Origin of the sequence: Bradyrhizobium sp. LTSPM299, from assembly GCF_000938235.1 — a bacterium.
Classification (GTDB): Bacteria; Pseudomonadota; Alphaproteobacteria; order Rhizobiales; family Xanthobacteraceae; genus Bradyrhizobium.
Genome location: NZ_JYMU01000006.1, coordinates 313,491 through 325,677, shown reverse-complemented (window position 1 = coordinate 325,677; position 12,187 = coordinate 313,491). Strand labels below are relative to the sequence as shown.

14 protein-coding genes and 1 tRNA gene are annotated in these 12,187 nt (G+C 60.8%); 7 read left to right on the top strand and 8 right to left on the bottom strand.

The window, feature by feature from the left end; genetic code table 11:
* The first annotated feature begins 50 nt into the window (after positions 1-50).
* Positions 51-136 (top strand) — tRNA-Tyr (locus UP10_RS02620).
* 92 nt (positions 137-228) lie between these two features.
* Here the strand turns inward: UP10_RS02620 and UP10_RS02615 are convergent.
* The 7 genes from UP10_RS02615 to UP10_RS02595 all read right to left on the bottom strand — a co-directional run bounded on the left by UP10_RS02615 (position 229) and on the right by UP10_RS02595 (position 6,124).
* Positions 229-456: a helix-turn-helix transcriptional regulator gene (locus UP10_RS02615; protein ID WP_044585829.1), complete on the bottom strand. Its 228-nt coding sequence runs from the start codon at positions 454-456 to the stop codon at positions 229-231.
* A gap of 742 nt (positions 457-1,198) precedes the next feature.
* Positions 1,199-1,783, bottom strand: a complete 585-nt coding sequence (locus UP10_RS02610; protein WP_044585828.1) for an AAA family ATPase — start codon at positions 1,781-1,783, stop codon at positions 1,199-1,201.
* A gap of 177 nt (positions 1,784-1,960) precedes the next feature.
* On the bottom strand, positions 1,961-2,608 hold the full coding sequence (locus UP10_RS02605; RefSeq protein WP_044585827.1) for a hypothetical protein: 648 nt from the start codon (positions 2,606-2,608) through the stop codon (positions 1,961-1,963).
* A 38-nt stretch (positions 2,609-2,646) separates the two neighbouring features.
* Positions 2,647-2,976, bottom strand: coding sequence for a hypothetical protein (locus UP10_RS43920; protein ID WP_156179624.1), 330 nt, complete (start codon positions 2,974-2,976; stop codon positions 2,647-2,649).
* Positions 2,977-3,609: 633 nt separating this feature from the next.
* Positions 3,610-3,798, bottom strand: coding sequence for a hypothetical protein (locus tag UP10_RS43915; RefSeq protein WP_156179623.1), 189 nt, complete (start codon positions 3,796-3,798; stop codon positions 3,610-3,612).
* An 83-nt stretch (positions 3,799-3,881) separates the two neighbouring features.
* The gene (locus UP10_RS02600; RefSeq protein ID WP_044585826.1) at positions 3,882-4,208 is read right to left on the bottom strand and encodes a site-specific integrase; all 327 of its coding nucleotides are present in this window, start codon (positions 4,206-4,208) and stop codon (positions 3,882-3,884) included.
* A 62-nt stretch (positions 4,209-4,270) separates the two neighbouring features.
* A complete protein-coding gene (locus UP10_RS02595; RefSeq protein WP_044585825.1) occupies positions 4,271-6,124 on the bottom strand; it encodes a tannase/feruloyl esterase family alpha/beta hydrolase in 1,854 nt (617 codons plus the stop codon).
* A 418-nt stretch (positions 6,125-6,542) separates the two neighbouring features.
* On the opposite strand from UP10_RS02595, the gene UP10_RS02590 reads away from it, so the two are divergent.
* The 3 genes from UP10_RS02590 (at position 6,543) to UP10_RS02580 (ending at position 7,967) form a co-directional block, all read left to right on the top strand.
* Entirely contained in the window at positions 6,543-7,109 is a 567-nt protein-coding gene (locus UP10_RS02590) for a MarR family winged helix-turn-helix transcriptional regulator (protein ID WP_044585824.1), read from the top strand.
* Between the two features lie 96 nt (positions 7,110-7,205).
* Positions 7,206-7,448, top strand: a complete 243-nt coding sequence (locus UP10_RS02585; protein ID WP_044585823.1) for a DUF4160 domain-containing protein — start codon at positions 7,206-7,208, stop codon at positions 7,446-7,448.
* A 21-nt stretch (positions 7,449-7,469) separates the two neighbouring features.
* Positions 7,470-7,967 (top strand): hypothetical protein, encoded by a 498-nt coding sequence (locus UP10_RS02580; RefSeq protein WP_044585822.1) that lies wholly within the window; start codon positions 7,470-7,472, stop codon positions 7,965-7,967.
* A 38-nt stretch (positions 7,968-8,005) separates the two neighbouring features.
* Here the strand turns inward: UP10_RS02580 and UP10_RS02575 are convergent, their stop codons facing one another.
* Positions 8,006-8,932 carry a LysR family transcriptional regulator gene (locus UP10_RS02575; RefSeq protein WP_197086729.1) on the bottom strand — a complete coding sequence of 309 codons (927 nt, stop codon included), beginning with the start codon at positions 8,930-8,932 and terminating at the stop codon, positions 8,006-8,008.
* A 109-nt stretch (positions 8,933-9,041) separates the two neighbouring features.
* Here UP10_RS02575 and UP10_RS02570 point away from each other — a divergent pair, with 109 nt between their 5' ends.
* From UP10_RS02570 to UP10_RS02560, 3 genes are read left to right on the top strand one after another with little or no spacing between them, the layout of a single operon-like run.
* The gene (locus UP10_RS02570) at positions 9,042-10,400 is read left to right on the top strand and encodes an MFS transporter (protein ID WP_044585821.1); all 1,359 of its coding nucleotides are present in this window, start codon (positions 9,042-9,044) and stop codon (positions 10,398-10,400) included.
* Positions 10,397-10,912 carry a GAF domain-containing protein gene (locus UP10_RS02565; protein ID WP_044585820.1) on the top strand — a complete coding sequence of 172 codons (516 nt, stop codon included), beginning with the start codon at positions 10,397-10,399 and terminating at the stop codon, positions 10,910-10,912. The genes UP10_RS02570 and UP10_RS02565 overlap by 4 nt, the downstream gene beginning before the upstream one ends.
* A 29-nt stretch (positions 10,913-10,941) precedes the next feature.
* On the top strand, positions 10,942-12,186 hold the full coding sequence (locus tag UP10_RS02560; protein ID WP_044585819.1) for a metal-dependent hydrolase family protein: 1,245 nt from the start codon (positions 10,942-10,944) through the stop codon (positions 12,184-12,186).
* The last annotated feature ends 1 nt before the right edge of the window (position 12,187 follow it).

Below are 12,187 nucleotides of genomic sequence, written 5' to 3'. Positions count from 1 at the left end.
ATGACCCGGTCCGCCACCACTCGTGCGGCTGGGATCTAGCGCTGTTGGACGGGGGAGTGTCCCGAGTGGCAAAGGGAGCTGACTGTAAATCAGCCGTCTTATGACTTCGAAGGTTCGAGTCCTTCTTCCCCCACCAGTCTTTTCAAGTACTTGGTCTGCTACTGCTTCCCAGCCCTCTGGGCGTTGGTTGAATTGGGAAGCGTATGGGAAGCACCGAAAAAATGTGCGCTACGCGGCGCGACTAGCGGCCCGCTGCGCGATCCACTCGTCGATTTCTGACTCGATCCAACCCACGCGATTCTCGCCAAGTGGCACGCGCCTAGGAAACCTGCGCTCGGCCTCCAGCTTGTAGAGATGACGGCGGGTGTAGGTGATGCCGCGAGTGTCATTCAGTTCGCAATATCGAAGCAGCTTGGCTGGCTTCCGATTGTCGTTATTGGGAGTCGGCAAATTCATCGCTGTTCCTCTGAAATGAAAACCCGCTCGCGCTAAATCGCACAACCGGGGTGTGTGGATGCTGGGCCTGGCTCTGTCAGCCCCCAGCGTGATCGACTCAGGAAGAAGCCGCGACCCGTCCCCGATCCGGAAACAACTTGCCCCTTTTTTGGAAGCTCTTTTCCGTTCTCGTTTCTTGATCCGTTCTCATTCGGGCGAAGGTACTGGCCTGTTTTATCCCTTAGTGGCCTAATTTGATTTTCGCAGTGGCCTGAATTGCTTAGGCCCGCGTTCTCAGTAGGACTACTGAGCGTATGCACGTTGCGTATTTTATAGGGGGATACAAAGTTGTTTCCTCCGGAGTTCTCCGGATTGGCCTGCCCATATTTGAAGCTGCCTAATTTTGACTTCGATGGTAAATTGATCCGCTCTTGATGGCTCATCTCAGTCTGAAACAAATTCTGGGGGAAATCATGAAGTCAATTTTGAAGCTCGTTTTGGCATTGGCCATTTTTGCTAGTTTTTCGGCGGCGTCAGACGCTCAAACGCCGGTTACTTCGAAATCCGCACCAAAGGCGGGCTCCGCCGCGAAAGGACAGCCTAGGCTTCCTAGCTGCCATAACAGGGCCGTTCAGGCGTCGGGTCGGCCCTGCCGTTAAGATGATAGCTCGTGAAGGACCGGAGGCCGCCTCAGTTGGCGGCCTCTTCGCACGCAAGAAAATGCAGTTGGAAATCTTACTGAATTATAGTGCAGTAGATTGCCTCAGTTGACGTTGACGACAAACGAGACATCAATCGCGCCGTCCAGATCAATCGCACCTTTGCCACGATCATCCGACCAAGGCGAGTGATGGATAGCAGCAATATGGGCGCTTGTGGCGCGGGTCAGTTCATCGACCGATTGGACGTACCGCTGCATATCTTTCGATTGATGTTGGTCACCATTTCCAAAGGTCCGAGTCACCGTATCCAAAATTACGAGGACACATTTGTGTCCGCTCTTCTCTTCAAGCCCCTTGATGGTCATGGCCAGTGCCTTGGCATCGATGCCGCCAGTTAGGTCAAGCTTGCCACCGACGACGACGAACGGAATGCCCTTCATCCCATGTTTTTTGCTCCATGCCGCGACTCGCCTTTCCGTGAGTTTCTTACGTTCTGCCGCAAAAAACACTACGAGCCCATGTTTCACCTTCCGGCCGTGCCATTCCATATTAGCCGCGATGTGACAACCGATGTCGCCGACAAGCACGCTCTTTGCGGTGCCTGGCTTTGCGACGAACAAGGAAAACTCGCCAGCGCCCAACACGCCCTGAACGATTTCTTCTAGCGGTTGATTGGTCCACGTCATCAAACCAAGTTATCTGGAAGCGCTCTTTCAGATCGGCCTTTACCTGATCGGGCAACTGCATGGTCTTCGGCCTGTTGCCGTTCGCAGCCTTGATCTTTTCGGCCCCGACAACAATGCTAGCGACCGTTTTTTCAACGAAGTCCGTACCTTCCTGGAAAACGTCTTTCAGATTGTGCTTCATGACAAGGCCCGCGCGAGATATGCCGTACGCCACCGAACTTCATCTTCGAAGTAGCTCCGAATCGCACCAGGCGAGTCATCGATATCGAACCGCGCTAGCTCGTCGTCATCGTCCGAAAAGCCCCATGACCACGCTTCAAGTGCGGTGTGGATACAATTGCCCTCGATTGTCGCGGCCAGTGAGAGTTCCTTGAGAGCCTTGCGGCTGATAGGCGCAATGTGGCAAACGCCTGTGCAGCCCGACTCAAGCCAATCCATTGGATGGGCATGAAGCCGTCCCACTGGCAAGCAAAGGTTTTCGCGACCTAGCCAAGGTGCACGGCCCGTAGCGCGAGCGAATGACATTTCGTCGCTGATAAAGAGCAAGTCAATAAATTTGCCCTCTTCGATGATCGGAGTGGCAAGTTCGGCGGGATATTTCGGCCCAACATGATCGGGCGCGTAAATCAAAAACCGATACCGGCTGGTTTCAGGATTCCAGACCATGCCGTACTGAATGAGGGCGACGTGTTGAGGGGCGGCGTCGATCCCGCGATCCGCAAGCCACACAACTGCAGTCAAATTATCACCGGCCTTGTCGAAGAATTCTTGCGCGACTTCGTGTGGCAAGGGCAAGGTGTCGTCAAAGTTAGAAATCGATTCCATAAAACGTCTTTCACTAATACTCTCCTCAAGCATTTAGGTTAGTAGGCTGGGTTCTGTTCGGACAAAACTCCGACTAGAGTTTCTGTAAATGCAGGAAAGGTATCGACGTTGTGGAATCCGACTTTTCGTGCTGCTGCTGATACGGCTTCGCTCCAGGTCGGTGAAGACCAATTGTAGAACGGTCGTAGCTTCGACCAAGCATGGTCGGTCAGACTACTCGTCTCACCGGCCAACCGAACAAGCAAACCGGAGGCTCTTCCGTTTCTTGGATCGTTGTATCGTGCATCCAATCCCCGCCGCCAATTGGCCGTGCGGGTCAGGCTTCCGCTAAGGCTGTCGATGCAATTCTGCTTTTTGTTGTCGATCATGCTTTGCTTCTAAATCGCCAGCGCAATTGCTGGCATTGTGCCCACGTCAAATAGCCGCCGTGAGCGGTGCGGTGTTCTTGTTGAAGAATTTCGGGCGATTGAGCGCCAGTGGCGCCAACTGAGGCGGCTCTACTTTGGGCGCGGAGGATGTGGCTGGCGCGTCGGAAGATTTGCTCGCGGTGGAACGTCGGTTCGAGTCGGCTCCGGCAATCGGGCAGATTCTTGCGCTCGATTGAATCTTGCGATCCAAGCCGCGAGCGATGCATAGCGCCGCCTCAGCGTTTGAGGGAACGTTTCCTCTGTCGGGTCGTGGAGGTCGTCCATCGTCAATCTTGCACACTTCCGAATTGAAGAATGATTGACGAGATGTGAGAACTTAATCCGTGCAACCACGGTGATGGGCCTGGGAACAACTGATGCCCGCATAAGAAGCTATGCACCTATCAGTGCATATAGAGGAACGAAGTCTCAGTAGTCCTACTGAGAACACGCCCTAACCAACCCAGGCCGCTGCAGAAATCAAATTAAGCCCCTGGGGGATGGAAAGGGGACAGCACCCCAAAAGGAATGGGAACGAAGCAGGAAATTGGGACCGGAACGCGAGGGCGGGCCGAGACGCAGCTGCACGGACGTTCAATTCAGAGCTGGTGACAGCACAAACTTTCCAATTTTCCGCGCGCCGTCCCAAAGCTCCACTGGTCGATCGGCACCAGCCAAATTCTGGGCTTGTTCCCGTGCGGCATCGTCATTGCCGCAGAAAAGATCAACCCGCCACAAGATGCGGTCGTCGGGACTGAGGACGTACGCGGTGTAGCCGTGCATAGAGCGCCTCTGTTGGGCCTGCCCCCATTCAAGAACGCCAGTTCTGAAAGGTTGTTCCAATAGGTCGAGCAGGCAATGCCTGCCTAACCCTGCTCGACAATCCTCATGAGGTGCTGTTCCCATGCCGTTAACGCCGCTAGTTTCTGCCTGAGATAGTTTGCGTTGTTGTAGACACGATCCATGTCCTTCTTTGAATGGTTCAGAATCGACTCGGAAACCTCGCCCATCACGTCAAGGTCTTCTGACACTCTGGTTTTACCAGTGCGTCGCAGATCGCGAAAAATCCAGGGTTCATTGAACTTCACGATCTCGTCTAGCTTCTCTTTCAGGTGAGTGTAGTTTGCGAAGCCGGTATCCGCGATTCCCTCTCGCTCCCCACCGTAGCTCGCCGAACAGGGTGTATCGGCCATTGGCCCAACTGCGCCCAATGGAACGGGGCGCAGCGAAAGCGTTCGCGACCGGACGTGAACGATCAGTGCGCGCTGTCGCCGCGACCGTCGTCGTCATCGTAGAAGTCGTGGTCACCGCCTGGCTTGAACTGGGGATCGACGCAGGCAAAGTTGCTCGCGTTATTGGTCATGCCGCTGCCCTTGTAGGATGGAATCTGCGGATAGGGGCACAGCGGTCGGGTGCCTCCGGTCGGGAAGTACATCGCGACCCGCGGGTCAAACGGCGCTCCGGTCGGGTAGGAGGAGGTCGTGTTGGTGTTCGCCGCCACGATGCGCTCCGGCGCGATGTCCTTTTCGACCCAGTTCGTGATGGCGTTGAGTTCGTTTCCGGCGAAGTCGGTGGTAGCAGCACCGCCGCCGCAATGGGCCATGTTCGGCACCATGAACAGCCGCGCGAAATCCCCGGCCTTGCCGCCCATCTGCTGGTTCATCTTGCGGTACCAGCGGGCGATCGCAGCACCTGAGAAGATGCCGTCATTGATCGACGAGGAGACGATCAGCTTGCCGCCGCGCTGCCTGAACGGCCGCAGGTCGGTCGACACCGCCGCCATGAAGTCCATCGAGCTCTCCGGATAGGCCTGGGTCCGGGTGAAGATCTTCGGCGCGTCGGTATCGAAGTTGAAATGGAACACGAACGCCTCCTGACCGGTCGGCCCGTTGACCGGCGTGACGACGGGAGGCGTCTGGAACACCATCGGGAGCGCACCTGCGCCGAGCGTCAGGTTGATCGCGGTGTTGACGTTTGGCACCGGTGCGGTGACGACGTTCCAAAAGCCCCAACCGGCGCCGGGCGCAGTCGGCGGCGTCCAGATCCCCGCGTCCCAGAACCAGTTCGAATAGAGCCGCTGGCCTTTTGAGTTGACCGGGCCGGTGTAGATTTTCTTCAGCGCATCGACTTGCGCGCCGGTCAGGCAGGTGCCGCCATGCGGCGTGCTGCCATGCGTGCCGGCGCCGCAAGTGTAGCTGGCGAGCGCCTTGTACACCTTCTTGGCCGTGCAAGCGTGGTAGTTGTCGATGATGCCGTCCACCAATCCGTCGAGCTCGTCGCAGGCGCTGAGGATTGCGGCCGAGGCCACCTCCATGTCCTGCGCGGGAAAGGTGCTCGGAATGAACGGCTGGCCGTTGATATCGGTGCCGGTGGCGAGCTTGCCCAACTGTTGCTCGTTCCAGGCCTCCGCAAGTCCTGCCTGTGGCAGGTTGAAGCCGGGATTTTGCGAAATCACGCCGTCGAACAGAAAGGGAAACTTCTGCGAGGCGACCATCGCGTCGCGGCCGCCATTCGAGCATCCCATGATGTAGGAATAGACGGTGTCGAGACTGTAATAATAGGAGATGATCTCTTTCGAGATGACAGCCGTTTTCTCGATGCCATTGTAGCCGTAGTCCCGGCGCGCCTGGGCGTCGATGGCGAAATGGGCCGAGCCTCCGGCATTCGCATCGTCGTCCTGATAGCCGCCGACCGCGTTGCTCGCGCTGTCTTCATGGCCGCCGTCATCGGCGGCGACCGCCCAGCCTTGTGTGAGCTCGACGCCGGCCGAGCCCTGCGGGTCGCTTTGCAGGCTGCCGTCGGTGCCGCCGCCGCCCATCATCTCGAAACGGCCGTGCCAGGTGTTTGGCAAATTGAGAGCAAAGCCGATGGCGTAGGTGAAATGATCGGGATCCTGCGTGCCGGTGCGCTTGTCGATGACGCCGACCACGTTGCAATAGCCCGACTTCTGCACAGCGCTCAGGATCTGCGTGTTCGCCAGCTTGAGGCCGGTGAGGCCGGTGCAGGACGAACGCGGGGCGACGCCGCCTGGCGGCAGGCCTTCCGATGCGTGTGCGCCGAGCGCGGCCCAGCCTGCAACAATCGTCGACGCCAACAAAAGTCGTTTCATGTCAGTCCCTCCCTGGTGATGAAGTGTGATGGCCGGACCAGCGGCGCGCCGCAGTGGTTCACGTCCTGCCGAGCGGATCGCAGTGCGCGCGTGGCGGCGCACGACATCATCTCGCCGCGGCGCGTCACAACGCGCTCACCGGCGCCCATCCTTGATGGAGGCACGGACGTTATCTCCCGTGGGAATCTTCCTTGGACCAGCTCGTATTGCGGCGGGTTTCCGCGATCCTTGCGCGGCGATGTTGTCTTGTCAACATGGATTCGAGATCGAGGACTGTTACGCAACCTCTCGTGGTACCTGCATTTGGAAAGGCCGGCGCCGCTCTGCGTCCCGTGCGGGGCGGGATAGACTCAAGCCCTCGAATCCCCGATCTTCGGCTCGCAGGCTTGGCGAACAGGCTTGGGAAAGATTGATATCGATGGAGCCAGGGAAGGCAGGAGTCAGCAAGCGGACCGCCAAGAAGCCGCGCCGCGCAGCACGCGTGGTGAAGTCGTCACGACCGCCGCGAGCGATGCAGTTGGACAAGCGGGCGCGCGCAAAACCGCCGGCCCTGAAACCGCTGGCCTTGGGCGACCTGTCGCAATTGCTCGGCTATAGGCTCCGCCGGGCCCAGCTTTGGGTGTTCAAGGAATTCGGCCGGCAATTGTCTGCCTTTGACATCAGCCCGGCCCAGTTCTCCGTTCTCTGCGTGATCGACGCCAATCCCGGCGTCAACCAGTTTGCGATTGCGCAACTGCTGTCGATCGAGCGGGCCGGCTTGGGCCGGCTGGCGGATCATCTGGAGGGTCGCGGCTTGGTGCGGCGCACCGCCTCCGCGATCAACCGGCGCTATTACGTGCTCTCACTGACCGACGAAGGCACAGCACTCTTGCGCCGGATCAGGCCCGCAGTGGCCGAAAGCGACAAGCGGCTCGCCGCAAAGATCGGACCGCGTGCCTACCGGGAATTGCAGCGGGCGTTGTCGATCTTTTTGCAGGAGTCCTGAGGCCGGAGAAAACATACTACGAAAATCGGATCAGGATATTTACATCATCCGAAAATCGGACTATGTTAATTGCCGTTGAAGGCGGGGCGAGTGCCGATGGCAAGGGTTCACACGATCGGCAAGACAATCATCACGGTCTACGCCAACGATCATCTGCCGCCGCACTTTCACATTGTCCATCCCGACTTCGAAGCGCTGATCGTTATCGAGGACTTCAGCGTCTATGCGGGGGACCTGAAGGGGCCTGCAGGAAGGTCTGCAATAGAGTGGGCAAGAGCCAATGTTGCGGAAATCAAAGCGGAATGGAACCGGGTTAATCCGAGGTACCCGGTCAAGTAGGAATTATTGAAGGGAAGAAGAATGGATAGGGAAATTCCGCGGGTCGAAGCTGTTAAGGTGGAAGTTCCGTCGTCATTGGTCGTCCGCTGGCGAGGGAGACGAGGCCGCGACGCTGTGAACTTGACCGGGTGGATTGCCACCGGTGGCGATATTCTTGCGCCACTAAAAGATGCTTCGACGTTCAGTCAAGCGCACGTTGCATCCTACGGATCGGCGGTCGCTTGGAATGACGAAGACCTTGCAATCGATGCCATGCATCTGAAGATGCTGGCTGATGAGCAGCGTCCATTCGGCAACGTTGAGATTCGTCGCTGGCAAGATCAGATGGGAATATCCAATGCTGAGGCCGCCGATCTGGTGAGCGTCAGTCTCAGCACCTGGAGTTCGTATCGTGCCGCGGGTACGGTGCCGGCACCCATTGGGATGTTGCTCCGGGCGATGCAGCGGGACCCGTTGATGATGCAGGCCCATCTGCGTCCGCGCACGGCGGGACGGCCAAGAAAGGCTGCGACAGGCTGAAATTCGTAACGGACCCTGAGAACGCGAATTCGCCCCTGTCACTCCATCCTTGCAAACAACTCCACCAGCGTCTCGCGCAGCCAGCGTTGCGCCGGGACGGTGTCGTTGCGCTGGTGCCAGAACAGGCTGACGACGCGCGGCGGCGCCTCCAGCGGAAGCGGCATCGCGTGCAGCGACGGGGCGTGTCGCGATTGGCCGCGGAGATCGCGCGGCAGCACGCCGATCAGGTCGGACTGACGCACGATCTCGTAGGCCGCACCGTAATGATTGACGATGGAGACGAGGTTGCGCGACAGCCCGCGCGAGGCGAGGAACTGGTCGTAGGTCGGCAACGTCCGGCCGGCCAGGCTCACATCGACATGCTTGGCGTTCAGGAAGCTGCGCGTGCTCAGCCGCTTGCCGGCCGCCAGCGGATGGTCCCGTCGCATGAAGCAGGCGTAGTCGACGGTCCAGAGCGAGCGTGAGCGGATCAGCGCCGGATGCTGCGCCTCGTTAACGTAGACGCTCAACACGCAATCGACCCGGTTGTCCTCGAGCTGATCGGCTATGCCGATGATGGTGTTGGGCACGGTGCGGAGCCGCGCGTTGGGGGCCACATCGCTGAATCGATTCAGGAGCCGCGGCATCACCAGCGAGGCGACGTAATCCGACATCGACAGGCTGAACTCGGTCTGGGCGCGCTGCGAATCGAAGACTTTCTCGTCGAGCGCGCCGCGCACGCTTTCCAGCGCTTCGCCGATCGGATCCCACAGCGCCACGGCGCGTTGGGTGGGGCGGATCCCGGTGCCTGACCGCACGAACAGCGGATCGCCGAGCGCGTCGCGCAATCGTGCCAGCGCGTTGCTGACCGCAGGCTGCGTCATCATCAGCGCGTTCGCGGCCCGCGTGACGCTGCCCTCGGTCATCAGCGCCTCGAACACCTTCAGCAGGTTCAGGTCAAGCGTCCGGAATGACATCGGCGACATTCACGCTGGTGATATATGAGATCATAACTATAAATTATTGGGATAATGGCGGTTTGTCTATCATCCCTCGGGAGCACGGGCGCCGGGCCGTGGGGCAGGGGGATTTCAGATGTCGATGATATCGGCGCGCATCGAGCGCCTTCCGTTCGCACGTTTTCATGTTCACCTGCTGCTGATGGGCGGCCTGGGCTACATGTTCGACGCGATGGACGCCGCCGTGCTGGCCTTCATCCTGCCGGTGCTGCGCACCGCCTGGAATCTCACGGCGGTCCAGACCGGCGTGCTCGGCAGCAGCACCTTTGTCGGCTTCCTGTTCGGCGCCCTGCTGGCCGGCACGCTCGGCGACCTGATCGGCCGCCGCGCGGTGATGATGTCGGCGCTCGCACTCTACTGTATGGCATCGGTGGTCAGCGCGACCGTGGATAGCTGGTCGTCGTTCTTCGCCGCCCGCGTGGCGGCGGGGATGGGCACCGGCGCCGAGAGCGCGATCATCGCGCCTTACCTCGCGGAGTTCGTGGCGCGGCGCTACCGCGGCAGTTTCACGGGCGCGCTGGCGGGCTTCTTCTCGTTCGGCTTCGTGGCAGCCGCCTTGCTCGGCTATTTCATCGTGCCGGCTTACGATAACGGCTGGCGCATCGTGCTTGTGATCACCGCCGTGCCGGTCGTCATGCTGCTGTGGTGGCGCCGAGCGCTGCCGGAATCGCCGCGCTGGCTGGAAAGCCGAGGACGCGAGAAGGAGGCCGAAACGGTGCTTGATAGAGTCGAGGCGGGCTTCGCGCGCGCCGGCCATGTCCTGCCGCAACCGGTCGTCGAGGTAACCGCGCCTCCGGCGCCGGCCGGAACGCTTGCGACCAATTTCGCGTCTCTGTTCGCCGGGCGGCAGGCCCGCATCACCACCATGACCTGGATCATGTGGCTGTCGATCACGTTCAGCTACTACTCCTTCTTCGTCTGGATTCCCGGCCTGCTGGTGCAGAACGGCATGAGCATCACGAAGAGTTTTGGCTATTCGCTGACGATGTATTGCGCGCAGGTGCCCGGCTATTTCAGCGCCGCCTGGTTCAACGAGCGGATCGGCCGGCAGGCCACGATCGCCTCCTACATGCTGCTCGGCGGCATCAGCGCATTCGGCCTCGCCCTCGCCACCAGCGACGGAGAGATCATGCTGGCCGGCATTTTGCTGTCGTTCTTCATGAACGGCACCTATGCCGGCGTCTATGCCTACACGGCCGAGGTGTTTCCGACGCCGATCCGGACCACCGGGGCAGGGCTTGCGTCGGCGATCGGCCGCATCGGGGCGATCGTCTCGCCGATCCTGGTCGGTTACCTCTATCCGAACTTCGGTTTCGCCGGCGTGTTCGGCGTCACCACGACGGTGCTCCTGATCGGCGCGCTGACCGTCGTGCTGATGGGCGTGCCGACCCGCGGGCGCTCGCTGGAAGAGATCGCAGCGAGCGAAGCCGCATGACGCCGCACCGCAGGGACGCGAAGCCGCATGCCGATCCGCTGTTGTGCGACGTCGCGATCGCGCACGGCAGGGTCGATCAGCCGAACGCGGTGTTCGCGGCGCTCGATAATGCCTTGCAGACGGCGATCGGACACAAGCTGTTCACCATCCTGGCCTATGACGGCGAAACCCGCGAGGCCGCGCGGCTCTATTCCAATTTGCCCGAATCCTATCCCGCAGGCGGGCGCAAGCGGCTCGCGGCGGGGCCTTGGACCGAGGCTGTCCTCGACCGGGGCGAGGCCTATATCGGCCGCACGCTCGATGATCTCAGCACGGTATTCTCCGACCACGCGCTGATCGCTTCGCTCGGTTGCGCGAGCGTGCTCAACATGCCCGTGCGCTGGTGCGGCCGCACGCTCGGCTCGCTCAATCTGCTCCATGAGGCGGGCTGGTACGACGACGATGACGTCGCCGCCTGCCGCCCCTTTGCCCAACTCGCGTTGCCGGCGTTGCTGACGCCGGCTGCGTCCTAACCCGACAGGACATCGCCAAGGATACCGCCATGCCCACAACGCTCTTCAAGAACGCCAATCTGCTCGATCCGCTTCAGCCCGATCTCCTGGAAGGGCATCACGTGCTGGTCGAGAATGACCTGATCAAGGAGGTGTCGGATCGGCCGCTGCTGGCATCCGCAGATCGCATCATCGATCTGAAGGGCAAGACGCTGATGCCCGGCCTGATCGACCTGCATGTGCATGCCATCGCCGTCGAGCTCGATCTGGCGGCGCAGGCGCGCATGGCGAATGTGCTTGTGACGCTACGCTCGACCATGCTGCTGCGGGGCATGCTGAAGCGGGGCTTTACCACCGTCCGCGATGCCGGCGGCGCGGGCTACGCGCTCAAGCAGGCGATCGAAACCGGCCTGACCGACGGTCCGCGGCTGTTCGTCTCCGGCCGTGCGTTGAGCCAGACCGGCGGGCATGGCGACGGGCGGGCGCGCTCGGACTATCTGGGCGATCCGACGTGCTCCTGCTGCGTGCGGGTCGGCGCATTGTCGCGTGTCGTCGACGGCGTCGATGCGCTGCGCAAGGCGGTGCGCGAGGAGCTGCAGATGGGCGCCGACCAGATCAAGATCATGGCGTCCGGCGGCGTTGCCTCGCCGACCGATCCGATCGGAGCTTTCGGCTATTCCGAGGATGAGATCCGCGCCGTCGTAGCTGAAGCGCGGGCGCGTCAGACCTATGTGCTCGCCCACGCCTACACTGCCGAGGCCATCGAGCGCGCGGTGCGCTGTGGCGTGCGCACCATCGAGCACGGCAATCTGGTCGACCTTCCGACCGCGCGCTTGATGGCCGAGCAAGGCGCCTATGCGGTCCCGACCCTGGTCACCTATGAGGCGCTGGCGAGCGAGGGCGCCCAATACGGCCTGCCTGCCGCAAGCGTCGCCAAGGTCGCCGACGTGCGCGATGCGGGGCTGCGCTCGCTTGGCATCCTGCGCGAGGCCGGCGTCAAGATCGGGTTTGGCACCGATCTGCTTGGACCATCGCAGCGTCTCCAGAGCAACGAATTCCGTATCCGCGCCGAGGTGCTCGGTCCGCAGGCGGTGATCGCGAGCGCGACCATTGTCGGCGCCGAAGTGCTGCGCATGGAAGGCAAGCTCGGCCGCATCGCGCCGGAGGCCTTTGCCGATCTGCTGGTGGTCGAAGGCAATCCGCTCCGCGACGTCGCGTGCCTGCTCGGCCAGGGCGAGCACATTCCGCTCGTCATAAAGGCCGGCAAGGTCCAGGTCGACAGGCTGGCGGCGTAGC

What these genes read in the sequence shown, in the direction of transcription:
- UP10_RS02615 (WP_044585829.1), bottom strand. Translation starts at nt 456, where the DNA reads ATGAATTTGCCGACTCCCAATAACGACAATCGGAAGCCAGCCAAGCTG.
- UP10_RS02610 (WP_044585828.1), bottom strand. Translation starts at nt 1,783, where the DNA reads ATGACGTGGACCAATCAACCGCTAGAAGAAATCGTTCAGGGCGTGTTG.
- UP10_RS02605 (WP_044585827.1), bottom strand. Translation starts at nt 2,608, where the DNA reads ATGGAATCGATTTCTAACTTTGACGACACCTTGCCCTTGCCACACGAA.
- UP10_RS43920 (WP_156179624.1), bottom strand. Translation starts at nt 2,976, where the DNA reads ATGATCGACAACAAAAAGCAGAATTGCATCGACAGCCTTAGCGGAAGC.
- UP10_RS43915 (WP_156179623.1), bottom strand. Translation starts at nt 3,798, where the DNA reads ATGCACGGCTACACCGCGTACGTCCTCAGTCCCGACGACCGCATCTTG.
- UP10_RS02600 (WP_044585826.1), bottom strand. Translation starts at nt 4,208, where the DNA reads ATGGCCGATACACCCTGTTCGGCGAGCTACGGTGGGGAGCGAGAGGGA.
- UP10_RS02595 (WP_044585825.1), bottom strand. Translation starts at nt 6,124, where the DNA reads ATGAAACGACTTTTGTTGGCGTCGACGATTGTTGCAGGCTGGGCCGCG.
- UP10_RS02590 (WP_044585824.1), top strand. Translation starts at nt 6,543, where the DNA reads ATGGAGCCAGGGAAGGCAGGAGTCAGCAAGCGGACCGCCAAGAAGCCG.
- UP10_RS02585 (WP_044585823.1), top strand. Translation starts at nt 7,206, where the DNA reads ATGGCAAGGGTTCACACGATCGGCAAGACAATCATCACGGTCTACGCC.
- UP10_RS02580 (WP_044585822.1), top strand. Translation starts at nt 7,470, where the DNA reads ATGGATAGGGAAATTCCGCGGGTCGAAGCTGTTAAGGTGGAAGTTCCG.
- UP10_RS02575 (WP_197086729.1), bottom strand. Translation starts at nt 8,932, where the DNA reads ATGTCGCCGATGTCATTCCGGACGCTTGACCTGAACCTGCTGAAGGTG.
- UP10_RS02570 (WP_044585821.1), top strand. Translation starts at nt 9,042, where the DNA reads ATGTCGATGATATCGGCGCGCATCGAGCGCCTTCCGTTCGCACGTTTT.
- UP10_RS02565 (WP_044585820.1), top strand. Translation starts at nt 10,397, where the DNA reads ATGACGCCGCACCGCAGGGACGCGAAGCCGCATGCCGATCCGCTGTTG.
- UP10_RS02560 (WP_044585819.1), top strand. Translation starts at nt 10,942, where the DNA reads ATGCCCACAACGCTCTTCAAGAACGCCAATCTGCTCGATCCGCTTCAG.